The organism is Vibrio sp. 10N.247.310.17 (assembly GCF_041466605.1).
GTDB classification, from domain to species: domain Bacteria; phylum Pseudomonadota; class Gammaproteobacteria; order Enterobacterales; family Vibrionaceae; genus Vibrio; species Vibrio tasmaniensis_A.
In genome coordinates this window covers 1-24,417 of sequence record NZ_JBFSTC010000090.1, presented here as the reverse complement: position 1 = coordinate 24,417, position 24,417 = coordinate 1, and the positions used below count along the sequence as shown (strand labels likewise).

The following is a 24,417-nucleotide window of genomic DNA, read 5'->3' as shown; positions in this document are numbered from 1 at the left end:
TTAAAACGCTTTTATCTCGAACAAAATTTAACCACGAAAGGTCAACACGCCCTAATTATTCAACCACTAAATTGTTCTGCTAAATCACTTGTGAGATTAGCAAGAAGCAACCAAACAGCAATGAGAACAACATCATTGCGCTGCCACCTTCTGCTCGGTATCGGTCTTCCGCGACCTTCATAAAGCGTTGCTTATGAACCATCACCAGAGGAACAAAAACAGCCAAGAACACTAAGATGATACCTGCGTAGTTCAACACTTGTAGGAACTTGTCCGCAGCAAGCAATGAACCCGCCAACGGCAAGATAAAGCTAATGCAGTACGTTACCGCGGTGTTCTGGTTGAACATGTCCTTGTTCTGGTTGAATAAAGACATCGCCACACCAAAGAAAGAGGTCAGCAACGCCAAGCCAGTGAAGGTAGACAGAACGTTACCCACCCAAGGAGACTGAGCCTCAAAAGCCGCCATCAAATCTGATACGTTCTTGAAGCTTCTAAATTGCTCTTCGCTCAAGTTACCGACCACAGCAAACAACCAGCACAAGTAGCACACTAATGGAATCAGAGAACCGATAATAACCATGTTACGCAGCTGTTTGTCTGTCGCTTCGTGGTTGTAAGAAACCAAGGTTGGAATCACAACCATAAAGCCAAAGCTCGTAAACAGGATGGCACTGGTTTTGATTAGATCGACATGGTCATGACTGGTTACCTGCATCAAGTTTTCTTGCGTCATACTTGGTGCCAAAAACACCATGGTTGCAAACAAGCTTGCTAGCATCACAAAGAACAATGCGCGGTTGAGCTTATCAATCACTCCGGTGCCACTTGCGACGACAGCACCAGCAAGTAACGTAAACACGACTTGGCTCGTGGTCGCGGTGAGTTCAACGCCAAAGTTAGACAGTAACTTACTCAGCAAGTCACCTGCGCCCAGAATGTAAGCCATCAATAGGCAAATCAATAACGCGTAAAGTAGGCCGTTGGTAATCAACTGCCCTTGTTTGCCCAGAGTTTTTCGAGCAATAGAGTTCAACCCTAGACCGCCACCCGCTTTGATGGTCGCTTCTAGAAGTAATAATGCTGCGTAAGTGGTGCCGAAACAGATCAGAACCATCAGCAGCGTGCCGTAAAGCAATCCAAATTGAGCTAATACCATTGGGATCGCAAGCATACCAGCACCGAGAGCGGTACCAGCGATAATTAGGGAGCTACCCATCATTTTAATATTCATTGTTTTTAACTTATTTGTTTAGTTTTTATAGATATGAGTCTTCGTACATCGAGCGGATGACAAAGGAGTTCAGATAGAAATAGAGTTATAAAACGAATAACAATAGGAGCGATAAGCGGTAAAGAAGCGTGCAGAGACGTGGTCGAACAAGGTGTTCAAAGGGGAGCTTGTCTTAAAAGAGGTAAAACGAGAAGCGTGAGTTTGCGTTAACTGATGTGGTGAACCTTCTGTAGGTTCAATAATCGGCGATGTAATCTTGAATTTCATGTATGTGTCCAATAATTAAGTCACATTCCATAGTATTTGAAGCAGCGTATCCATTGCTGCCCTACCTCTGTCATTAGAGGTATTTTCATCTTATCGAATGAGCTTTGAAACACAACGCTATAACCACATTTTTTGCTATTAAATTGAACAAAATAGCCATTTGGATACAAATCGACCACCAAACCGCGTAAAACAATAATCATTATTAATAAAAAGCGGAACTATAAACACCCCACCCCATAAACAACAAAGCTTGTATAAAGAGCACCCAAACATATATGACAGCTACAAAAAAGGCGCTCTTGTAAGCGCCTTTCGTTCGATTATAGCTTTTAAGGCTATAACCTTGAAAGCTATAGTATTGAAGACTGTTGCCTTGATAGCTGTAACTTTGATAGCTGTATCTTTGAAATCTACAGCATCGAAACCTTATTCACCGCGGTAGATACAACCCGCTGTACATGTTTCTTTAATCTCAACCTTGCTCAAAAGTGGCAAGCTTGGTTTAAGTTCATTCCAGATCCACTTAGCCAATACTTCACTTGTCGGGTTTTCTAAACCGTCAATGTCGTTTAGGTAGTAGTGGTCTAAACGGTCGTAAATTGGTTTGAATACAGCTTTAATTTCAGAAAAGTCGATTACCCAACCTGTATGCGGGTCAACTTCGCCTTCTACGTACAAACGAACAAGAAAAGAGTGACCATGCAAACGACCGCACTTATGCCCTTCTGGCACGTGTGGAAGATGGTGGGCTGCTTCAAACATAAACTCTTTGTATAACTCAGTTCTCATTGTGTTTCTCAGGCTAAAAAAATGACACGCAATATTACGTAAAACCAATGCACACTACAAGTTCTATCACCACTGTACGGCCTTATTAGCGGCAAGGGGGGAGCTTGTTGCTAGCCACTCACTTGAGTCACAATAAAACACATATAAAGATGGCTTGAAAATCACCATACGCTTAACCTTCTCGCCCAACGAGAAACAAACCCGCTACATCACAGAAACATAACCACAACCGGAGTATGGTCACACAATTCGCCATACCCCATAGGTGGTAGTGACTCTTACACGTACAGTATGCGCGTCATTAAAAAATAAAAAATTAATACCTTATGCGCTCAACTATAACCTTCAAAATTCTAGTGGCCCTCGCTATTGTGTTCACTTTTTTGCTAGCAATATCGACCTACTTTCAATATTCGCAGCAAAAACAACTTGTTAACTCTGTATTGAGTGAACAGCTTCATGATAAGGCAAGTAACTATTTCGATAGCCTTAATATGATGATGCTGACTGGCACAATGGCGCAAAAAGAGACCCTGCGTCAAAAAGCGTTAGCACAAGAAGGCATTGAAGACGTTCGTGTTTTGCGCGCTGACGCTGTAAGCAAGTTATACGGTCCCGGTAATGACAATCAAATACCTGTTGATGATATCGACAAGCGAGCGCTAGCAGGTGAAACGGTTATCGAACCCTTTTCTGCCGATTGGGGTAAAGGCTTGGTTATTGCTCTGCCAATGAAGTCGAGCGAGAACTATCGCGGCACCAATTGTGTGGCATGTCATATGGCACCAGAAGGTGAAGTATTAGGCGCGATTCGCCTAGAATATAACCTCAGCCACGTTAACGCGCTGATCAACACTCAAACCATGGCTGCTATAGGCATTATGGCGGTTATCTCCTTCGCCGGGTTTGTTCTTACGATGGGATTAATTCGTAAGATTATCGTTCGCCCTCTTCAACAGACTTCGCGGTTTATGACCCAAGTAAGCAGCGATAAAAACCTGTCCACTCGTTTGCCCGAACAAAGTAAAGATGAGATTGGCACGCTGGCTAACGCCATCAACTCGTTCATGGGAACCGTTTCTAACAGCTTAGAAAAGGTACAAGATACTTCGCACAAACTGAATGCGTCAGCCAATCAACTGACTAGCGTTGCACAAATTACCGAGCAAGCCGCCAGCGATCAACAAAACGAAACCGCTGAAGTACAAAACAATATCGAAGGGATACAGGCGCAGCAAGTTAATGTAGAACAAGCCACTTTAACCGCGTCAGAACTCATCAATCACACCTCAGATGTGGCTTGTAAGAGTGCTAACCAAGCACATGATGCAAGTAGTGAGATTAAGAATCTAGTGAGCAGTATCGAAGAAGTGAAACACAAGATACAAACACTTAATGAGCAAACTGGAGAAGTCTCTTCAATATTGAGTGTGATTCGTGGCATTGCCGACCAAACCAACCTTCTAGCCTTGAATGCAGCGATTGAAGCGGCTCGAGCGGGAGAACAAGGTCGCGGCTTTGCGGTAGTGGCAGATGAAGTTCGTAATCTTGCATCACGAACGGCAGAGGCTACTGGCAGTATTGAGTCTATCATTCATCAGTTCCAACAAGGCAGTGAAGAATCGCTGAATTCTGCTGACCGCGTTTGCGAACAAGCACATCAAAGCTCGACAGATATCGACGCACTGTCCGTTGAAATGAACGGTGTCGTTGAAGAAATGAAACAAGTGTTAGCTCATGCACAAAATATTCAGCAACAGACGCAATCCACCACACAAGCAACCCAAGATGTGCAACAAAAAGTTGAAACCATCACTTCTCACGCCGACAACACATCGCAGTCTGCAGCTGAAACTCGTGGAATCAGTAATGATTTGGAAGAGCTGTCGGATCACCTTGAATCTCTTATCAACCAATTCACCTTATCGAACTCAAATACCAACGATAAAGGTCAGTCATAGGCCGTTAGAACTCCCCTAGCGACATCAACAAAAAAGCGCTCAAAGATGAGCGCTTTATCTTCACAACAATGTCTAGTTCAGGCTTTAAGATTTTAAGAGCACCTTAAACCACGATTAGTGCGTAATGGAAACCGCGGTTAAATCTTTATGCTTGTGGTACATCGCGTGCTTAAATATCAGATTCGCACTCACGGTATCCATTCCTGCGACCTCTACATAAGCACCCTTTTTTCGGAACTTAAACACGACCTTATCAAGCGCCTCAACCGACGTGTTATCTAGGAACGATGCATCCGATATATCGATCGTCACTAAAGAGGTGGCCTTGTCATAGTCAAATAGATCGACAAACGCATCTGAAGAAGCAAAAAAGACATGGCCTTTTACTCGATGGGTGGTGTGCAGTTCGTTAGTCACCACTTCATCAGATATAAAGACCATGGATTTGCTGGCATGCGCATAAAACAGAGCCGATAACACCACGCCAACCGCAACACCTATTGCGAGATTGTGAGTAAACACCACCACCGCCACGGTTGCTAGCATGGTTACATTGGTTGGGAGTGTGTGGTCTTTAAGCTCAACAACAGAACGCCATGAAAACGTGCCGATTGAAACCATGATCATCACAGACACTAAAGCGGCCATCGGTATCAGCTTCAACCAATCAGAAACAAACACCACCATTAGCAACAAAACAACCCCAGCGATCATACTGGATAATCGGGTTAAGCCGCCTGATTTGATGTTAATGATCGACTGACCGATCATCGCACACCCCGCCATACCACCAAATAGTGAGGCAACGATGTTTGCTACACCCTGCCCTTTGCATTCATTGTTCTTATTACTTTCAGTATCGGTCAGGTCATCCACGATCGTCGCCGTCATCAATGATTCCAGTAAGCCAACCAGAGATAGAGCGATAGAATATGGCAGGATGGTTGCAAGCGTATCGAACGTGAATGGGATATTAGGAATCAAGAATACCGGCAGTGAATCCGGAAGCTTGCCCATATCGCCAATCGTTCTGACATCTAAACCAAATAACAAACTAATGATTGTCAGGGCAACAATAGCGACCAATGGAGAAGGTATTGCACGACCAAACTTGGGAAAATATGGAAGCAAGTAGATGATCGCCAAACCCAAAGCGACTAACACGTAAACACTTGAAGGAACGTTGATCAACTCAGGAAGCTGGGCCATGAAAATGAGAATCGCGAGCGCGTTAACAAATCCAGTAATCACCGATTTGGAAACGAAATTCATTAGGTTACCAAGCTTAAGATACCCGGCTGCGATTTGAATGACGCCAGCTAAAGATGAAGCAGCGAGTAGATATTCGAGTCCGTGCTCTCTCACCAAGGTGACCATTAATAGCGCCATAGCGCCTGTTGCACCGGAAATCATTCCCGGACGACTGCCAACCAAAGCAGTGACGACACAAATACAGAACGAGGCATAGAGCCCTACTTTAGGGTCAACGCCTGCAATAATTGAAAATGCGATGGCTTCAGGGATCAATGCGAGTGCAACCACAATCCCAGATAATGAATCTCCTTTAACGTTTGATAACCAGTGTTTTTTTAAATAATTAAGCATGTAATTCTCTTTTACTTGTACAGCCAGCCCTGCCTTGTTGAGACATAATTTGATCGACTGTTTTTCTTGAATGAGCGAGCGCTCGAAAAGTGCGGGTGTAGAGAGAATGCAGGGGTTAAGGCGGCGTAATTAACACGTGAACATTAAACTCCTTTAGTGGGTGATTGTTTAGTAGAACGAAATCAACACCTGTGCTTTTTTTTATCGCGTTTGTCCTACACAGGTCAGAATGGCTGACAATATAGAGTGAGTGCCACTTTAATCACACGACCAATATTGCAAACAAAGGTTTCGAATATTAACGACTTCTGAACAAACCAAAACTGTTAATGCCCTTCAGTCCCGTCGTTTGAACTACTCTAATTACAGCAGATCAACAAGTAATGAAAATCCTTAACCATTCGCACTAGTCCACTCCCCTAGTTCTCTAAAATCAACAATCACAAGGAAAAATCGAACAAAAAACACACCCTCAAACACATTTATTGTCAGTACACACAATATTTCTTTCACCAAGCAAGAATAAAGGTTGAAGCTGTCGGTATGACAGGTAATATGTTCAATCGATTTAAAAAGTTTATACAACTTAATGTTTCGGCTAATTATTGTGCAAATGTATGTTTATTTGCAGCAATGCCAGAGACTTTGAGTTGAATTTGTCCCTCAATGGAGAATGAAATCAACATGACTTACGCGCCTGTAACAGACGTACTTGGCGGCAAGCTAGCGGTAGACAGTGAAGTAACTGTTCGCGGCTGGATCCGTTCACGTCGTGATTCCAAAGCTGGAATCTCTTTCCTTGCCATTTATGACGGCTCTTGTTTCGACCCGATTCAGGCCGTGGTTCCTAATAATCTTAATAATTACGAAGACGAAGTATTAAAGCTAACAACTGGCTGCTCTGTTGAAGTAACGGGTAAGATTGTTGAGTCTCCTGCGAAAGGTCAAGACTTCGAACTAGCAGCAACTGACGTTAAAGTTGTAGGCTGGGTTGAAGACGCTGACACTTACCCAATGGCTAAGACACGTCACTCTATCGAATACCTTCGTGAAGTTGCTCACCTACGCCCACGTACAAACGTGATCGGCGCAGTAGCACGTGTACGTAACTGTCTATCTCAAGCGATTCACCGTTTCTACCACGAGCAAGGTTTCTTCTGGACTTCAGCTCCGCTTATCACTGCATCTGATGCAGAAGGCGCTGGTGAAATGTTCCGCGTATCGACGCTAGACATGGAAAACCTACCTCGCACTGACGAAGGCAAAGTTGACTTCAATGAAGATTTCTTCGGTAAAGAAACTTTCCTAACAGTATCTGGCCAACTTAATGCTGAAGCTTACGCTTGTGCACTAAGCAAGGTTTACACGTTCGGTCCTACGTTTCGTGCTGAAAACTCAAACACAAGCCGCCACCTAGCTGAGTTCTGGATGGTTGAGCCTGAAGTTGCATTTGCAGACCTTGACGATGTAGCGAAACTGGCTGAAGACATGCTTAAGTACGTTTTCGCTGCTGTTCTTGAAGAGCGCCGCGACGACCTTGAGTTCTTCGCTTCTCGCATCGACAAAGAAGCAATCACTCGTCTAGAGCAATTCGTAGACGCTGATTTCGCACAAGTTGACTACACTGACGCAATCCAAATCCTACTAGACTCTGGTAAGAAATTTGAATTCGACGTTGAGTGGGGCATCGACATGTCTTCTGAGCATGAGCGTTACCTAGCTGAAGAGCACTTCAAAGCGCCTGTTATCGTTAAGAACTACCCGAAAGACATCAAAGCTTTCTACATGCGCTTAAACGACGACGGCAAAACAGTTGCGGCAATGGACGTACTAGCACCAGGCATCGGTGAAATCATCGGTGGTGCACAACGTGAAGAGCGTCTAGACATTCTAGACGAGCGCATGATTGGTATGGGTATCGACCCTGAGCACATGAGCTGGTACCGCGACCTACGTAAATACGGCACAGTGCCTCACGCTGGCTTCGGTCTTGGCTTTGAGCGTCTAGTGTCTTACGTAACAGGTATGGGCAACGTTCGTGACGTTATCCCGTTCCCACGTACACCACGCTCTGCTAACTTCTAATCTCAGCTTTCTTCTTTCAGAGAAGTCAGTATAGATAGATAATTAAACAGATAAAAACCTCCGTATATACGGAGGTTTTTTTATTCCCCGAGATTATTTCCGTTACCCACAACCTCCCTTCCCCACCCACAAATTCTCCTGCGTATTCTCGATTCAAAAGCGGTTAGACGCGAAGATAACAAATCAACAAATCAACAAATCAACAAATCAACAAATCAACAAATCAACAAATCAACAAATCAAAATCATATAGTTAAGCACTGTAATTTTATGTAATGAACACCTGACAAAGTCATACAGTATTGATGTCCTGTATAAATTATTCTTCTTACTAATTAATTTGTGAATATAAATTTTTAGGGACCCCAATGAAAACAACCATTTTATCTGCAGCTCTACTAATCACTTTAACCGGATGTGGCGGAGGAGGCTCATCGACTCCCGCGAAAAAACCAACAGTTAAGCCAACGCAAAAGCCAGTGGTATTTATCTCTAAATGTTCGCAACCCTTACAAGGGGATACAGCCTTAACCTTCAAGATTAAGGGTACAATAGCGAGTGTCAATGGCGTTGCATGTAGTGGTAGCCCCAAAGCATTTGACGATATGATCAAAGCTCACCCGAATACAAAAACGCTGAACTTCATCGATATGGGTGGCTCTATGAATGATGATGCCAACATTCAACTAGCGTACAAAGTAAGAGCGAAAAAATTAGACACGTACATTAGCTCTATTGGACATGTCGCTTCGGGGGGAACTGACCTTTTCGCTGCGGGTGTGAAAAGAACGATTGAACCAGGTGCTCGATTAGGCGTTCACTCATGGGCACAAGGGTCTTTACAAGGGGCTTCATTGCCTGTTGGTCATAGTGAGCATAAACCCTACATTGATTATTATAAAAAGATGGGATTGCCAGATCCGAGCGGCTTCTACTGGTTTACACTGAAAGCTGCTCCGGCTCAAGGAATGCATTATATGACTCCTGCTGAAGTATCTACGTATGGTTTGGCGTCTGTAATGACGGGTGTTACAAAAGACCTACGAGCAAATTACACTCCTAAAAACAGCCTTTTGAACAACAACCTGCTGGACGTTGTGAGCGATAGTCTGAAAGCTGTAGCCGTTGAAAACCACGTGAGAAGCAGTGTCTATGTGCTCGACCATGTCTCTTCACTATTATTCAAGCAATTTAATGTATCAAACCGAGATGAGTTAATAACCTACTTAAAGGGTAATGGTAAACTAGATCCTGTTACCAAATCGTATGTATTCAAAGCTACATCAACTCAGCCGACGACTGTCTATAACTCAAAAACGGACACAATAAATACAGCATATAGGTCCGATGATAAGTACCGTGTCGCTCCTAAGCCCTTAATTGAAACGGGTTTGATGATCGAAAATTATGGCATTGAAACATCACACACATCTGTTCAGGTTGAATTGAACAAAAGCGCGATCCAAGTTGAGATTGCAGATGAACAATTTACCCTAGTTAAAGACCCATCAGTCAACACAATTAACTACTGTAAAAAAATCAAGTTCAAAGTCGCATCAGGGAAACTGGTCACTGTTGCTAACTGCTTAGAGAGCACTCTCAAAGGTGACCAAGTTCAACTTGTCAATTACGAAAGAACGACAAAGAGAGATATGCTAGGTAGCGTAGCTCCGACCGTAACCAAATCGGTAACCAAGACTTCGAACTTTGAATTCAATGCTAAGCAAAGTACGCTAATTACTAAGTAATTTTACAATGTGTAAAAAAAGCCCTACTTGACATAAGTAGGGCTTCCTTTTTATTTATTGCGCTTAAGTTTCATTTAAGCTGTCCAGACTAAATTAGTCAGCCTTGCGTACCGAAAAGTGATCGAGCATAATTTTTTCACCTGTACTTTGAAGAGGCTTAAATTCAATGACTAACTGATCGCCTTTCTGTTCAAATGCATTCACTTTCAAAAACAGACTTTCTTTGTCCGCTTTAATGTTATGAGCGACCTGACGACCATTAACAAACACATCAAATGCAGGCGCTTTAGAATTTACAGGTATCACTGTTTCAAAAGTGTACTTTTCCCCTTCTATCGCATAAGCGGTGTTATAAATACCACCATCCGCCGTCCAGTAAGTGCCATTGAAATCCATACTATCCGCGTTCCAATAGCTGTAAAATGCATGCAGATTTTCAATATCGTTCTGAGTTGTTGACGTCCACTTTACGTCAGAGAGGTTTACTGGTTTCGTGTAACTAAAGCCATGATCTCTCATATCTTTATTTAACGAATCTAATCTTCCCAAAACATCATCGAAGGTATCTTGCCAACCAAGCTCACCATAATATTGAAGCCCTATCTCCCCAATAATATAAAACTCACCATCTCTCTCAATCGTGATACCAGAGCCTGAATCCCCATGGATAATTAACCACTGCAAGTTACTTTGAGGCATGATCACTGGGTCATATTTGTACTCAGCTAACCATTTTTTGTCTGTGTCGTTGTACTTAACAAACTTTTTGCCGCCATTACGTCCGTTATAGTTGCCAAAGCCAACGCTATTTACTTCATAGACTTCTGAATGATCAAACATCCCTTTCTCAGGCAACTTCGCCGGCTTGATACCGGTGATTGGCGTATCTAAGCGCACCAAAGCAAAGTCGTAAATACCATCGGTAAATTCATACTCCCCCCACTCACCATCAGGGTCAGTAGTCGCACGTGACGTATGAACAACATTGTACTTGCCATTCTTATCTTTTTCATAAGAAGAACAAGTTACCGCATTTTCATATCCTTCACTTTTTGAACCTGACACATGATTTGCTGTGATAACCCAATACGGGTCGATTAAAGTGGCCGACCCTGCATTCATGTGGCAAGCAAAATCAAATTGAGTTTGTAAGGCAAACGCTTTGTGTTGAGTAACCGAGCGATCCATCTTGCCTATGCCCGCCTGCGCTGAAAAAGTAGCAACGATCGCTGATGCCAAAATAATTTTTTTCATGTTACTGAGCCTCTCTCAATTGGACAGCTTCAATAGCGTGGTAACCCTGTCTAGCTTCAAAGTCGAACTGTCTATGTTGACGTGTATAAGTGATTTCGACGATATCATCAGGAGATTGGGATTCGAAAACTATCGTATTTTTGACGCTGGTCATGTGAAAGGAAATATCATTTTTAATAGTGATACATTGCTTTTTAACACATGCGGTTACATCAGCAGAAGAGAGCCAATTGTGTGTATAAAGCTCTACAGAAAATCGCCCGCCTTTACCTGGCTGAACGTCAAAAGAGAAACCACTAGTGCCGACAAGTAAACCAGAGAAAGCTAGCTCTTGGTTGTAATCTGTAGAATCACCACCCTGCCAGTAATAACGGTTACCAATTGCGTTTTTGGTCTCTGAATTAGAAACTTGTCGTAATTCACCAATAACGTTTACGTCACCAATTAAAGCACTATTGGGTTTATCTTTTCTTTGATGCTCTCCATACAAGAAAACCCAATCTAAACCGTTCAAGTCAACGTCTCTTGCGTAACGATACTTGCCATCATTAAGTTCATAACCGATGAACTCACTAGCGATCGACAAAGTATCTGTACCAATTTCTGAAACATTACTTAATTTATTTAAATCGACGTCAATCTCACTGGCCGCTGCATTAGTTGTTAGCAATGCCAACATGCAGAGGTTCAATTTTGCACATTTTAATCTCATATTTTCGCCTCAGTATTAGTTCCAAGTAATTGTAGGCTAAAGATAAGTTGAAAATGTAAGGTGCTGTAAGGGCTTTGTTCATCACGATTCAAACCTCACCGACTGATAGTTGGCGCGAATAACTATAAACCCAACCATACCAATAGTTAATGATGATAAATGGCGTTTGCCAAGCTTTTGACTAAAGGTGATTTACTTTCCAAGTAGTGACTCGACGCTCCTTACATATGCTTACAATAGGTATGGATAGTAATTGTATGTCATTAAGAATTTTTATTTCACGACGATAACAGCGATACCTATGCAAGTTCGTTTCATGTATACAACGAAAAAGCCCCACCAAATCATGGAGGGGCTCTGAAAGATCATTTTTGTGTACTCAAAAACTTAGTCGACATCTTGGTCGATAGCGTATTTTATCGCGAGACCGCAGATTGCCATCATAACGAATGGGATGGCGGCAGTCGTGTATTCTGCCCATGCCATATCAGCGAATGCTTTTGCCAGTAGTACGTGGCCGAGGATTAACAGAAGTGCACACACAATAGCAACGATAATCAACTTAACTTCGTTACCCATAGTCATTTTCAACATAACGGTATCTCCAATATTTGGTCTATCGATATTGAATCACAACTCGTTGGTCAAGAAGGCGTACAGTTGCATCGGAATCAGTCCGTACAGTTGGAATCATTGTCTTTTTTATGAGTGACTTACGGTTTTACGAGTGCGTAAGTTGATGCGCAAGTTTACCAAGTAAGAGCAGCGCTTGCTCTTTCTCTGCTGTGAGTTCATAAGAGAAGTTCAATCTGATCGCGTTATCTACTCTGCCCTGCTCACTAAACAGATCGCCTGAAGCGACGCTGATCCCCTGAGCAATTGCGAGTTGATGGAATTGTTGGCTATCGAAGTGAGGAGAGAACCGTACCCACACGAAGTAACCACCAGCAGGGTCTTCTATCTCGATGGAATGTGGGAAATATTGCTTAATGACCTCTATAAATCGCTTTTTTCTCATTAGAAGATTTTTACGCAATTTACGAAGGTGATTGTCGTAGCTTTCGTGTGTCAAGAAGTGCGCGACGCCAAGCTGCACAGGAGCACTACTCGACAGCGTAGAAAGAAGCTGAAGTTTTTGAATCGCATCATTAAAACGCGAACTCACCACCCAACCAACACGATAGCCAGGACATAAACTCTTAGAGTAAGAGCCGCATAGCAACACTGAGTCTGTTTTATCAAATGCTTTTAGCGGTTTAGGTTTATGCCCTTCGAAATATAGGTCGCCGTAAACATCATCTTCGATAATATAAGTCTTGTATTGTTCAGCAACCTCAACCACTCGGCGCTTCGCATCTTCAGACAAACTTGTCCCTGTCGGGTTTTGAAACGTCGTCATCAGCCAACACGCTTTCACATCCTGGTTTTGTAGTGCGCTTTCAAACTGCTCAATATTCAATCCATTGATTGGACAAACATCCACTTCGATAGGGTTGAGTCCTAACCTCTCGACAGCTTGCAGAGCACCATAGAAAGCGGGAGATTCAATCACAACGTAGTCACCGGGCTTGGTTACAGTTTGAAGGCTCAAGTTAAGCGCTTCCATCGCACCAGAAGTAATCACGATATCTTGATGGTTGACGGTAATACCTTGCTGCAGGTAACGTTGAGCGATTTGTCTTCTTAGGGACTCACTGCCCGGTGGCAGATTATTGATCACACTGGCACCTGTCATCTTCCTTCCCGCACTGGCGAGGTTTCGAGTCAAGGTAGGCAAAGGAAAAAGGTCAGGATCTGGGAATGCTGATCCAAAAGGAATAGCCCCCTCTGCCGAACTCGATTTCAAAAAGTCGAATAAGCGATCATTAATGGCTTTCTTTTTGTGTACTAACGGCAGTTCATAATCAACGCCGTCCACACGTGGTGCAACAAAGTAGCCCGACTGAGGCTTAGCGATGATCCACCCTTCGCTTTCTAACAATTGGTAGGCTTGTAAGACAGTACTATTGCTGACGCTGTAATTGCGACAACTCATGCGGACGGAAGGGATCTTTTCTCCTGGACGCCACGTGTTGTTCGCTATCTGAGTTCGAATATCCTTTGCAAGCTCTTCATAACGCGCCATCTAATTGTACTACCTAGAGAAATTCTAATAAGCCTGAGATTTTATCACTAACGTTAACAACTATTGCTGCTATCCATATGATTGAGCCTAATTTCTATAATAGTGTGAATTGGTTCACAGATAACTTTGTATGCTTTGCTAAGTTTGTAACCAAGGCGAGAGCCAAGTTCGTTCTACGCCTCTATAATTTGATGTAATCCAAAAAACATGCGAGATAAAAATGAAAAAAATAGAAGCAGACCAGTTAAGTTATAAAGGAGAGTCAAACGGTGTTCATAGTTGGACAACACCGAGTGGCCAGCCATATTACTGGCACCCAGACTGGCTCCATATCGCTGAAGATGCAACAGGCTCACATCCAAAGCAGGAGATCGATGTCGATCAAGACCAAGCACCAACTGAGAAACACGCGGTGTCTGCTATTCTGAAACACCTAAACCAATGGGCATCAGACAAACTAGCATCTCACCCAGACATTGAAACCAACTCAATTGAATCTGAAATCAATCTGAAAAAGTAATTTGATTAGAGGTAAGTAGTCGTCAATCACTCTCGACTTCACTCAAATATATCGACTGAATAGTCTCGTATTTCAACCGGGACTATTCAAGTGTCTTCATAAAAACTGCCGTAATAACACCCATCTGGCTAACAATTATCTAACACAAACCAATTTTTTGTATCATTCAACAAAAGCTATCGATAGAATCCCCGACCTTATTCACACTCGCTATACTAGCCATACATACCTACCAACCTCGTGAATTAATACACAAAATACGTATTCGTAAACTTAGGAATAGTTGCGAGACCTTAAGATGAAAATGAACAAAGGCTTATCGATGGATACTTCAAATTACAATCAATCGCTAACGACTCAATTATACGTCATCGCTGGCGTGCTATTTGGCACCTACGGCAGTCGGGTATGCCCGATGCTCGAAAGCTTAACGACGTTAGAAATTTTCACCCAAGTCAGTAGTGTCTTTATCTTATTGTGGCTAGCGCGTCATTATTTGCTATCGCAACACACCTTAGTCAAACAAGGTCGATTTGCACAACTCGATACTATGTTGTTCTTTGCCGCGAGTATTCCTTTCGCGCTCTACTACAACCTAAGCTACGACTTCACGATAGACAGTAACTTGAAAGTGCTGTTCGGCATGAGCCTATTTGGTTTCTTTACCGGTACCATTATTCAACTGAAAGCGAAGCTTAGCCAAATAGATGAAATGGAGATGACTGGGCAATTTGACTTCCACCTGATAGGTGAAAGAAGTTCACTGGTTAAACAAATGATTGGTTTGGTCATCGTGCTTCTGGTAACACTGACCACCATGCTGACTATGGTGGCCGTCAAAGACATCTTCTGGCTAGAACACAACCCCGGCCGTTTGCTAGATGGTACGGGCAAGATCAGCGTGATCAAAGAGTTCATTTATTTGGCGGTTGTACTAGGTGGATACGCGATAACCATCATGACTCTATGGAGCCAGCTGATTAGACGTATTCTTCTAAGCCAAGAGCACGCATTAAGTAAAGTAACTAATGGTGACCCAGGCGTTCGCTTACCTATATTTAGCTACAACGAGCTTGGGTCAATAGCATCTATGACCAATACCATGCTTGATAGCCTCGAAAACGCTCAAGACGAAGTAAAAACCACACGTGACGTCGCGATTGTTAGCTTATCTGCACTAGCTGAATCTCGAGACAATGAAACTGGCGCCCATATTTTACGAACTCAAGAATACGTAAAGGTACTCGCACTGGAGCTCAGCAAATCTGAAGCTCACGCGACCTTATTAACACCCAACTATATCGAGCTGCTTTATAAATCTGCCCCACTGCATGATGTAGGTAAGGTTGGAGTACCTGACAGTGTGCTGCTAAAACCGGGCAAACTGACGGATGAAGAGTTTGAGACAATGAAAGGTCACCCTGCTATTGGCGCCGAAGCGTTATCTATTGCAGAAAAGCAATTGGGAAGCAGTTCTTTCTTAAGAGTCGCGAAAGAGATTTCTCTCACTCACCACGAGAAATGGAATGGCAGCGGTTATCCAAATCAGTTGTCTGGTGAAGAGATCCCATTATCCGGTCGCTTAATGGCATTGGCCGATGTTTATGACGCGTTAATATCGAAGCGAGTCTACAAGCCAGCCTTTACTCATGAGCAAGCGAAACAGATTATCTTGGAGGGCAATGGGACCCATTTTGACCCGCAAGTTGTCCAAGCTTTTCTGGCCGTCGAACAAGAGTTCGTTTCAATTGCCGCGACCTACAAGGATGGAAAAAACATGCAAAGTGAACTTGAACGAGAAAGCTTTGTTGCTCAACCTGCTTAGTCTTTTCGAAAACCACTAACTATACAGGCTCCGACTATACAGGTTACAGTAAGTTATGGGGTGTTATACAGGCTACAATAGTTATATAGGTTAGATCGCAGAGTGATTTTCTGAGTCAGCTTCATTCGAGTGTTAAGTTAAGCGAAACAGGAATAGTGACTGAGTAAGATTCTATAAAAAACCAGCATATATATGCTGGTTTTTTTGGTTTAGAAGAAACACTATCTTAGTAGTTGTACACCACCAAGAGCTACACCTGGGTTCTTCCCTTTGCTATCCAGATTTTCTACTTCATATACCCATTTTAGGGTCGTGGTATCGTCTGGTAAATCAACTTGGTGAATACCGTAGCGGCCTACCTTAGTGCCTCTAGGTACACTGACTGAAGAAGAACCGATAGAAGGTAAGCTAGACCACTGATTCCCTGATTTTGCTAACGCGCCATCAATAATATTGTCACCAACGCTATATGCCTTCCATACTTCAGTGCCATTCGCGAATAATTTAAGCGTACCTTTTGGTACGTCTTGAGCACCAGTCCAGCCTTTTCCAATAACAGCGGCTCTAAAACGAATGGCCTTCCAGCTTTGTCCGCTTTCAGCTGTAACTGACACTTCAGGCTTTTTATCTTCACCACCAAGGTAGAGGTGACCTTCCCAGTTAGTGATATCGGCAGGGTTTTGTGTCCAACTATGATTAAATTGGTCAGTTGTATTGCCATCATCCCAACCAAACAGACAATCCCCATTCTTAGTGACTGTACATTGAGGGTAATTAGCACCAGAGTTTGCTTCAGCATAACTGAGAGATAAGTTCTGAATACCCGTTTTGAGTGAGTTACGAACAGACCATACTTTTCCGGTTTTACCATCAAAATCAATGCGCCAATATAAAACATCGCTTGCTGGGTCTAGATTGACAGTGTGCGAACCTGAAGCAGCAGAACTAGCACCTGATTGAACTTCTAACCAAGTGCTATTATCTGTACTGGTATACACTTTGTAAGCACTTGATTTAGATACTTTCCAAGTGAACTTATGGTTACCCTTGAATGGGAACGATTGTCCATTATATGGTCGCGGTGTATACGCATACTTTAAGCTATCATTAGCAAGTGCCACCATGTCACCATCAGACAAAGCAAATGAGCGCATCTCGATATTATCAACCAAGATATTACCTGCTTTTTGCTCAGACTTTATATTAGCTGTAGCATCTTTGCCTGCATCCATCCAAGGCTTAGAAATGATCAACCCTTGGCTTGTGCCCGCAGACAAACGGCTACCCGCCCCCCAAACACCCGCATAACCATCAGCCAACTCCATGTCATCGCTTTCTTCTTTACTGCGACTGTAGTTGTTAACTAGCGTAGCTTGCTTTCCATTAACCCAAATAGAAACTTTTTGAGTGGTACGATCAACACGCACTGCGACAGTATTCCATTGACTGAGGTTAAGTGCCTCTTTGGTTGTAACAGACACCTTTCTAAGGTCACTTCCACCCGCATAAGCAGCAAGTTGACGCGAAATCATGAACCACTCTAGTGTTCCTTCGTTCGTTAACTTAAGTTGGAACCCATCAACCCAAATGCCCTTACTAACGAGATCAATTGGATGTTCTAGCTTGACTTTAGGTTTCACTTTGAGTGACAAAGTAAAATCGTCTTCAGCAAAGTCGAAATCATGTCCGTAGTGGAACTTATACTTATAAGATTCCTGAACATCGTTCTCTAGTAAGTTAGATTTTACTGACTCGTAAGCACCTAGTTTTAGTGTTTTCGAATTCGCGTAACCTTGGTTAACCCAAACTTCAGAAACTTCCTGCTTACTCGACTCTTTTACAACAGCAACTTGTCCTGCCAATCCTGTTTGAGCGTTCACCATCCATAAGTCATCAACAGGTGCGTCTTCAAAATCGAAACGAGCATATAGATCTGGAGTCGTAACCTTGACATGAACAACGTCACGATCGAACAGTTTCTTGCCATCAGTAATGATGTAGTGGAACTCATCCTCACCAATAAAGCCTTTTGGTGCTTTATAGGTGACTTTCCCATTTGTGATACTGAGCTCAGCACCTTGTGCCGAGTATTTATCAACGTTGTGGATAGAAATCTTATCGCCATTAGCATCTACGTCATTTTTCATGACATCTAATGCCGTCGTGCTATCACGTTTTACACTAAAGTGGTCAATTTTAGCCGAAGGAGGCAGAGGGTAATCCGCAGGTCCAACAAGATTTCTTCTTAGACGGTTATTTTTATAAATATTGAAATTGATATCGTCAACGTGCGCTTCACCACCTTGAATTCCGTGGCCTTCAGCAGAAGTACTATGCCCTGTGCCTAAGTAGTGCGCGGTTTCATGCAATACAACGCCATCAGCACCAATGATGTCACCTGGAGAGCGAACAATACTTCCGAAGTTTACACCTAGAATCCAGTTACCTTTCAGCCACAACATTCTATGTTTAAGGTCCCAACCTCGCGTTTTTCTTTGTTCATCCCACCATTTTATAGCAGCGACTCTAATGGGTTCATTCTCGTGTTGGTACCCCCAAGTCTTACAAGCGTCATGAGAAGCGCTTTTTTTACAAGTTTGGTAATGGTCGTCCAGATAGCCCCAAGTTTCTATCAACACATCATTGACAGAGAAACGTAACAAAGCATCTCGACTCAACACATAATCAACCAAGTTAATGTAGTAGTCGACGAGCACCATAGCATCATCCAAGTTTTTATCCGCTTCTTGAACAAACGCTTGGTAAGAGACATGAACGGCCACTTTTACTTTATGCAGCTGAACTTGTGTTTTGTCTTTAGCAATTAAGTTATCTAAACCAGATGTTGGTGCACTCGGGTGCTCATCTACGGTTTTAATTGCTTTTTGCATGTTGTCTAAAATTGTAGACTGCGGCGTAACCGAAGCTAAGTTTTGAGCTGTTGCTGTTAGCTTCTTAGCGGATAGCCCACTTGTGATGTCCGCTTTTTCAATTGTCCATACTCTTTGACTACCACGGAAGGCCGTCACATAGAGTTTATTTTTACTGGTCAGTGCGGCAATAACTTGAGTATTTTCATCACTTGTATCTACACCACGATAAACACGAATCGCTGGCGTATTAATAGTACTGGATGGTGCATTCCCATTAATACGGTGATCCCAAAGATATACTTTCATATCGGGCTCTCTGATCGAGTAACGATGGAGCTCTAACGTACGCTTTTTACCATTAACCGTAATTGCCACTGAAAGATCTGGGGGTGATGCTTTCGTAGGGTTGTAGACCATAGGTTTATGGCCTTCGTTTTTGCTATCTTTGCACCCACCAGCCATGACTACCGCTAGTACAACAAAACATAGACTCAGTATTTTATTCATTCTATGTGGTTCCCTTATATCGACCAGTCTAAAGATGAATAAAAACCATAGTAATAGCAATGAATTACGTTGAACAAAACAGCGCCAACGTACAGTCTATCAAAGGACTGTCTTTCAAAAGGGAGCGTGATTTAACTACGTAAATAAAAAAGCCCAGCGTACAAATACGCTGGGCTATTAAAGTTTAAAAGAAAAGTACTACCTTATTAGTTGTACGCCTCCTATAACGGCCCCGGGGGTCATTCCTTTGCTATCTAAGCGTGAGCTTTCATATTCCCATTTGAGCTGTGTGACATTTGCAGGGAGATCAATAAAGTGAACGCCATACATATCAGATTTCACTTTACGAGGTACACTTACTGCATAGGTACCGATAGAGGGGAGTGACGACCACTCTGTACCTGCTTTAGTCCAAACCTCATCACCGATATTATAAGCTTTCCATACTTCCTTCCCATTTGCATACAGCTTCAGTGTACCTGAAGGGTAATCGTCCGCACCGGTCCAACCTTTGCCCGCCGCAGCTGCTCGAAAACGAACACCAGACCACTCACCGGTTGGAGTATCAACTTGTAAGCTCAACGTTTTTTGTTTACCACCAAGATATATATGGCCTTCCCAGTTAGTAGTCCCGCCGTTGTCAATTGTCCAAGTATTACCATATAAGTCGTTATAACCATTTTGCGTTGCTGGCCAACCAAATAAGCAGGTTACACCTGATTTGACTTCACAATCAGGTATTGCGGCACCGTTACTAATTTCAGAGTGACTGAATGCGACTTCTTGACGACCATTAACTAGATTATTTCGAACCGACCACACTTCGCCGACAGAACCGTTCACGTCGACACGCCAATAAAGCGCCTCATCGGAGGCATTGAGCGCGACAGTATGTGAACCCGAACTACCATTACCAATTTTTTCAGTAGACCAAGACTTTCCATCACGGCTAATCATTAACTTGTAAGCCGATGACTTAGACAATTTCCAGCTCAGTGTTTTGCTTCCTGAGAAAGCAATGCCTTCACCATTATATGGACGCGGTGCATAAGGATACACATAATTGTTGTTGGTCAATTTTGATATCTGATCATCTGTAAGTGCAAATGACCTCAACTCTACGTTATCGATACGCAAATAGCGGCTCTGGCTTTTTTGTAACTCCTGCTTGTGTACTTCGTCCGTATCCCACCATGCTTGCCCGATAGTCAAACCTTGACTGATACTTGACGCTCTTCGGCTACCTCCGCCCCATAAACCAGCATAACCTTTAGGAAGATTAACCTCATTTTGCGCTTCATCGACAAGCGACTGTTTAACCCCATCAACCCATAAGCTTGCTTGATTCGTTGTTCGGTCAACTCGCACAGCAATTGCATGCCATGCGCTATCAGCAGGTAAAGGTGACTCCGTCGTCATTGTTACAATGCGGTAATCAGTACCGCCTTTATGCATAGCGTATTGACGAGACTTCATGTACCACTTTAGTTTTCCATCTTTCAGTAGTCGTAAGTGGTAGCCTTCTCTCTCCATTCCACGGTTAACCAAATTAATGTCATGAGGAAGTCTAGTTCCAACTTTCACTTTCAATGAAACCGTGAAGCTATCATCACCGAGATCAAATGCATGACCGTAATGAGTATTATATTTAAACGACTCAGGTACATCGTATTTGCTTTTGATTGACCTTACCGCTTCATGAGCGCCCAGCGTTAATGTCTTTCCATAGGAATCGTTAGTCACTGATTGTGAGTAATCAACCCAAACATCCTTCCCTGAACGCCAATCACGACTAACATGAAGCTGACTTGCTAGTCCGGTCTGTTCATTAGGAATCCAAAAATCTTCAATCGCGCTTTCAAATCCGAATCTAGCGTACAAACCAGGGCTTGTTACTCTTAAATGAACCTCTTCACGATCATACAATTGTTTTCCATGATGCTTAGTTGAGTCAGTGATTTGATAAAAGAACGAATCTTCTCCCACAAACCCTTTCGGTGGGGTATAGACCAGTTTATCTCCGACGATCTTAACTTGACCGCCTTGAACGGTAAGCGAGTCCACTTTATTTATCGATATCGAATCACCATTTGCATCAAAGTCATTTTTCAACACATCTAATGTTTTCGCTGTATCACGCAACACACCAAAGTGATCAATTTTAGCCGATGGGGGTAACGGGTAATCAGCAGGGCCAACAATCGCTCGTCTGGCTACACGGTTTTTGTAACCGACAAAACCAATATCTCCCACGTGCGCTTCACCACCTTGTGAGGTTTCTTCCTCGCCACCAGTATGGTGCCCCGTACCTAAATAGTGTGAGGTTTCGTGTAAAACAACACCATCCGCTTGAATCAATTGACCCATCGAGCGAACATAAGATCCCCAGTTCACACCAACAACCCCACTGCCTACCAAATCAATCATGCGATGTCGAACATCCCAATGGCGCGTTTTTCTTTGGGCATCCACCCAACGTCGTGTTGCGTTTTTAATTGAGGTATTCTCATTTTGGTAACCCCAGTCTTTACATCTATCGTGACTGCTACTCTTTATACAGTTATTGTAGTGACTCCTTAAATGCCCCCATGTTTCAATAAGAACATCTTGCATAGAGAATCGAATTAACGCATCACGACTATACACATAGTCCACTAAGTTTATGTAGTAATCAGCTAAAACCATAGCATCATCAAAGTTACCGTCAGCTTGCTCTTTAAAAGTCTGGTAACTAATTTGAACAAATGCATTTATCTTACTCAGTTTAATGTCTGACATATTTGTTGGTAAGATATTGTCTAGACCCGAAACTGGGTTATCCGGATTTTTGTCTATTGGCTTAATCGACTTCTGAACCGCATCTAATATACTGTTTTGTCGAGACACAGAAGAAAAGCTAGACTTCAACGGTTGGATAGTACCCGCTGATTTACCACCAGTTACCGCTGCATCCTTGATCGACCAAACTCGGTGGCTACCACGAAAAGCAGTTACATATAATTTATTTTTAGTGGTAAGAGACGCTATAACTTGAGTATTCTCATCACTCGTATCAACGCCTCGGTAAACACGAATGTCCGGAGTTTTAATAGTACTCGAAGGGGCGTTCCCGTTAATACGATGATCCCATAGATATACTTTCATATCGGGCTCACGAATAGAGTAACGATTCAGCTCTAACGTACGCTTTTTTCCATTAACAATAATTTCAACAGAAAGCTCTGGCGGTGATGCTTTCGTTGGCTTATAGACCATAGGTTTATGGCCTTCATTTTTGCTATCTTTACAGCCCCCAGCAGTGACCACTGCTAAAGCCACGAAAAACAGACTCAGTGTTTTCTTCATTCTAAAGAGTTCCTTCATGTTTACCGCCCTAAACATGAACAAAAACAACATTGTTAGCAATGAATTACGTTAAACAAAACCGCATCGACGCACAGTCATTTCAAATGGAAATGCCAAAAAATTCCATAAATCAAATTTTCGAAGCTGTTGGTTATAAATCGTTTTAATAAATTCTAGGTTTTGAGTTGTAACAACCTTGTATGAAAGGTATAAATACCGGAGTTATTATTACCTCCCTCTCAATTGACATGGATGAAGATTATGTTTGAAAAAGTGTTAGCAGCTCCCGCCGATCCTATTCTCGGCCTTACTGAAGAATTTAAAAAAGACTCTCGTGAAGAGAAAATTAACCTTGGTGTTGGCATCTACAAAAATGAAGATGGTCAAACGCCAGTACTTAAAACAGTAAAGAAAGCAGAAGCTGCACTTCTTGAAAACGAAAAAACCAAATCTTACCTAACGATTGAAGGTACCGCTGAATACGGTCTAGCGGTTCAGAAACTGCTTTTCGGTTCAGATGCAGAGATCGTAACGTCTCAACGCGCTAAAACAGCACAAGCTCCAGGTGGTACAGGTGCACTTCGCGTAGCGGGTGAATTCATCAAGCGCCAACTGGGTGACGTGAAAATCTGGATCAGTAACCCAACTTGGGCTAACCACAACGGCGTTTTCGCTGCTGCCGGTATCGAAACCGCTCAATACAGCTACTACAACGCTGAAACAAAAGACAAAGACTTCGCAGGCATGGTTGCTGACCTAGAGAAAGCTTCTGAAGGCGACATCGTTCTTCTTCACGGCTGCTGTCATAACCCAACAGGCATCGACCCAACAACTGACGAGTGGGAAGTACTGGCTAAGTTAGTTGCTGAGAAGAAACTGCTTCCTCTATTCGATTTTGCCTACCAAGGTTTTGCTAAAGGTGTTGAAGAAGATGCAGCTGGCCTGCGCATTTTTGCTCAATACAACAAAGAGATTCTTGTTGCTAGCTCGTTCTCTAAGAACTTCGGCTTGTACAACGAGCGTGTGGGTGCATTCACTCTGGTTGCAGAATCTTCAGACGTAGCAACAACAGCGTTCTCTCAAGTTAAGAGCATCATCCGCTCTATCTACTCTAACCCACCAGCGCACGGCAGTGCTGTCGTTACTCACATCCTTGGTGATGCTGATCTACGTGCAGAATGGGAAGCAGAAGTAGCAGAAATGCGTGACCGTATCCAAGAGATGCGCGAGCTATTCGTAACGACACTGAAATCTGAAGGTGTTGATGCAGACTTCACATTCATCGAGCGCCAAAACGGCATGTTCTCTTTCTCTGGTTTAAGCAAAGAGCAAGTAACTCGCCTGAAAGACGAATTCGCTATCTACATTGTCGGTTCTGGCCGTATCAGCGTAGCGGGCATGACGAAGTCAAATATGGGTCCTCTATGTAAAGGTATCGCTGCGGTTCTTTAATCGAAAAAGAAACCTGCACTTGCAGACCAATAGATATGCAAAAGCCAGCTATTAAGCTTAATGCCGATCGTTTAAGAAGACTTGAACGATCTTGCAGTTAGCAGATAATCCC

The 24,417-nt window shown here is 42.9% G+C and carries 16 protein-coding genes; 6 read left to right on the top strand and 10 right to left on the bottom strand.

The window, feature by feature from the left end; genetic code table 11:
- Positions 1-79: 79 nt before the first annotated feature.
- The 3 genes from AB6D80_RS19960 to queD form a co-directional block, all read right to left on the bottom strand.
- The gene (locus AB6D80_RS19960) at positions 80-1,222 is read right to left on the bottom strand and encodes an amino acid permease (protein WP_371703245.1); all 1,143 of its coding nucleotides are present in this window, start codon (positions 1,220-1,222) and stop codon (positions 80-82) included.
- Positions 1,223-1,303: 81 nt separating this feature from the next.
- Positions 1,304-1,501, bottom strand: coding sequence for a hypothetical protein (locus AB6D80_RS19955; protein ID WP_131825228.1), 198 nt, complete (start codon positions 1,499-1,501; stop codon positions 1,304-1,306).
- Positions 1,502-1,930: 429 nt separating this feature from the next.
- On the bottom strand, positions 1,931-2,293 hold the full coding sequence (queD, locus tag AB6D80_RS19950; protein ID WP_041472835.1) for a 6-carboxytetrahydropterin synthase QueD: 363 nt from the start codon (positions 2,291-2,293) through the stop codon (positions 1,931-1,933).
- Positions 2,294-2,619: 326 nt separating this feature from the next.
- Between queD and AB6D80_RS19945 the strand changes: the two genes are divergently transcribed.
- Entirely contained in the window at positions 2,620-4,254 is a 1,635-nt protein-coding gene (locus tag AB6D80_RS19945; protein ID WP_372189378.1) for a methyl-accepting chemotaxis protein, read from the top strand.
- A gap of 114 nt (positions 4,255-4,368) precedes the next feature.
- On the opposite strand, the gene AB6D80_RS19940 is transcribed toward AB6D80_RS19945, so the two are convergent.
- Positions 4,369-5,859 (bottom strand): SulP family inorganic anion transporter, encoded by a 1,491-nt coding sequence (locus AB6D80_RS19940; protein ID WP_102249789.1) that lies wholly within the window; start codon positions 5,857-5,859, stop codon positions 4,369-4,371.
- A 684-nt stretch (positions 5,860-6,543) separates the two neighbouring features.
- Between AB6D80_RS19940 and asnS the strand changes: the two genes are divergently transcribed.
- Together asnS and AB6D80_RS19930 are read left to right on the top strand one after the other, a co-directional pair.
- Positions 6,544-7,944, top strand: a complete 1,401-nt coding sequence (gene asnS, locus AB6D80_RS19935; protein WP_004734710.1) for an asparagine--tRNA ligase — start codon at positions 6,544-6,546, stop codon at positions 7,942-7,944.
- A gap of 368 nt (positions 7,945-8,312) precedes the next feature.
- Complete coding sequence (locus tag AB6D80_RS19930; RefSeq protein WP_371703242.1) at positions 8,313-9,692, top strand: hypothetical protein; 1,380 nt, start codon at positions 8,313-8,315, stop codon at positions 9,690-9,692.
- 93 nt (positions 9,693-9,785) lie between these two features.
- On the opposite strand, the gene AB6D80_RS19925 is transcribed toward AB6D80_RS19930, so the two are convergent.
- The 4 genes from AB6D80_RS19925 to AB6D80_RS19910 form a co-directional block, all read right to left on the bottom strand.
- Positions 9,786-10,946, bottom strand: coding sequence for a serine protease (locus AB6D80_RS19925; RefSeq protein WP_372189376.1), 1,161 nt, complete (start codon positions 10,944-10,946; stop codon positions 9,786-9,788).
- Between the two features lies 1 nt (position 10,947).
- Positions 10,948-11,625, bottom strand: a complete 678-nt coding sequence (locus tag AB6D80_RS19920) for a hypothetical protein (protein WP_371703241.1) — start codon at positions 11,623-11,625, stop codon at positions 10,948-10,950.
- A gap of 420 nt (positions 11,626-12,045) precedes the next feature.
- Positions 12,046-12,252, bottom strand: coding sequence for a hypothetical protein (locus tag AB6D80_RS19915; protein ID WP_004734707.1), 207 nt, complete (start codon positions 12,250-12,252; stop codon positions 12,046-12,048).
- 127 nt (positions 12,253-12,379) lie between these two features.
- On the bottom strand, positions 12,380-13,783 hold the full coding sequence (locus AB6D80_RS19910) for a PLP-dependent aminotransferase family protein (protein ID WP_372189374.1): 1,404 nt from the start codon (positions 13,781-13,783) through the stop codon (positions 12,380-12,382).
- A 220-nt stretch (positions 13,784-14,003) separates the two neighbouring features.
- Between AB6D80_RS19910 and AB6D80_RS19905 the strand changes: the two genes are divergently transcribed.
- Together AB6D80_RS19905 and AB6D80_RS19900 are read left to right on the top strand one after the other, a co-directional pair.
- Complete coding sequence (locus AB6D80_RS19905) at positions 14,004-14,303, top strand: hypothetical protein (RefSeq protein ID WP_009847048.1); 300 nt, start codon at positions 14,004-14,006, stop codon at positions 14,301-14,303.
- A gap of 298 nt (positions 14,304-14,601) precedes the next feature.
- Complete coding sequence (locus AB6D80_RS19900) at positions 14,602-16,128, top strand: HD-GYP domain-containing protein (RefSeq protein ID WP_372189372.1); 1,527 nt, start codon at positions 14,602-14,604, stop codon at positions 16,126-16,128.
- Between the two features lie 221 nt (positions 16,129-16,349).
- Here the strand turns inward: AB6D80_RS19900 and AB6D80_RS19895 are convergent, their stop codons facing one another.
- Complete coding sequence (locus tag AB6D80_RS19895) at positions 16,350-19,508, bottom strand: Ig-like domain-containing protein (protein ID WP_372189370.1); 3,159 nt, start codon at positions 19,506-19,508, stop codon at positions 16,350-16,352.
- 198 nt (positions 19,509-19,706) lie between these two features.
- Complete coding sequence (locus AB6D80_RS19890; protein WP_372189368.1) at positions 19,707-22,853, bottom strand: Ig-like domain-containing protein; 3,147 nt, start codon at positions 22,851-22,853, stop codon at positions 19,707-19,709.
- Positions 22,854-23,114: 261 nt separating this feature from the next.
- Here AB6D80_RS19890 and AB6D80_RS19885 point away from each other — a divergent pair, with 261 nt between their 5' ends.
- Entirely contained in the window at positions 23,115-24,305 is a 1,191-nt protein-coding gene (locus tag AB6D80_RS19885) for an amino acid aminotransferase (RefSeq protein WP_372189366.1), read from the top strand.
- The last annotated feature ends 112 nt before the right edge of the window (positions 24,306-24,417 follow it).

Coding starts and splice junctions, on each gene's coding strand:
- AB6D80_RS19960 (WP_371703245.1), bottom strand. CDS start 1,222: ATGATGGGTAGCTCCCTAATTATCGCTGGTACCGCTCTCGGTGCTGGT.
- AB6D80_RS19955 (WP_131825228.1), bottom strand. CDS start 1,501: ATGAAATTCAAGATTACATCGCCGATTATTGAACCTACAGAAGGTTCA.
- queD (WP_041472835.1), bottom strand. CDS start 2,293: ATGAGAACTGAGTTATACAAAGAGTTTATGTTTGAAGCAGCCCACCAT.
- AB6D80_RS19945 (WP_372189378.1), top strand. CDS start 2,620: ATGCGCTCAACTATAACCTTCAAAATTCTAGTGGCCCTCGCTATTGTG.
- AB6D80_RS19940 (WP_102249789.1), bottom strand. CDS start 5,859: ATGCTTAATTATTTAAAAAAACACTGGTTATCAAACGTTAAAGGAGAT.
- asnS (WP_004734710.1), top strand. CDS start 6,544: ATGACTTACGCGCCTGTAACAGACGTACTTGGCGGCAAGCTAGCGGTA.
- AB6D80_RS19930 (WP_371703242.1), top strand. CDS start 8,313: ATGAAAACAACCATTTTATCTGCAGCTCTACTAATCACTTTAACCGGA.
- AB6D80_RS19925 (WP_372189376.1), bottom strand. CDS start 10,946: ATGAAAAAAATTATTTTGGCATCAGCGATCGTTGCTACTTTTTCAGCG.
- AB6D80_RS19920 (WP_371703241.1), bottom strand. CDS start 11,625: ATGTTGGCATTGCTAACAACTAATGCAGCGGCCAGTGAGATTGACGTC.
- AB6D80_RS19915 (WP_004734707.1), bottom strand. CDS start 12,252: ATGTTGAAAATGACTATGGGTAACGAAGTTAAGTTGATTATCGTTGCT.
- AB6D80_RS19910 (WP_372189374.1), bottom strand. CDS start 13,783: ATGGCGCGTTATGAAGAGCTTGCAAAGGATATTCGAACTCAGATAGCG.
- AB6D80_RS19905 (WP_009847048.1), top strand. CDS start 14,004: ATGAAAAAAATAGAAGCAGACCAGTTAAGTTATAAAGGAGAGTCAAAC.
- AB6D80_RS19900 (WP_372189372.1), top strand. CDS start 14,602: ATGAAAATGAACAAAGGCTTATCGATGGATACTTCAAATTACAATCAA.
- AB6D80_RS19895 (WP_372189370.1), bottom strand. CDS start 19,508: ATGAATAAAATACTGAGTCTATGTTTTGTTGTACTAGCGGTAGTCATG.
- AB6D80_RS19890 (WP_372189368.1), bottom strand. CDS start 22,853: ATGAAGAAAACACTGAGTCTGTTTTTCGTGGCTTTAGCAGTGGTCACT.
- AB6D80_RS19885 (WP_372189366.1), top strand. CDS start 23,115: ATGTTTGAAAAAGTGTTAGCAGCTCCCGCCGATCCTATTCTCGGCCTT.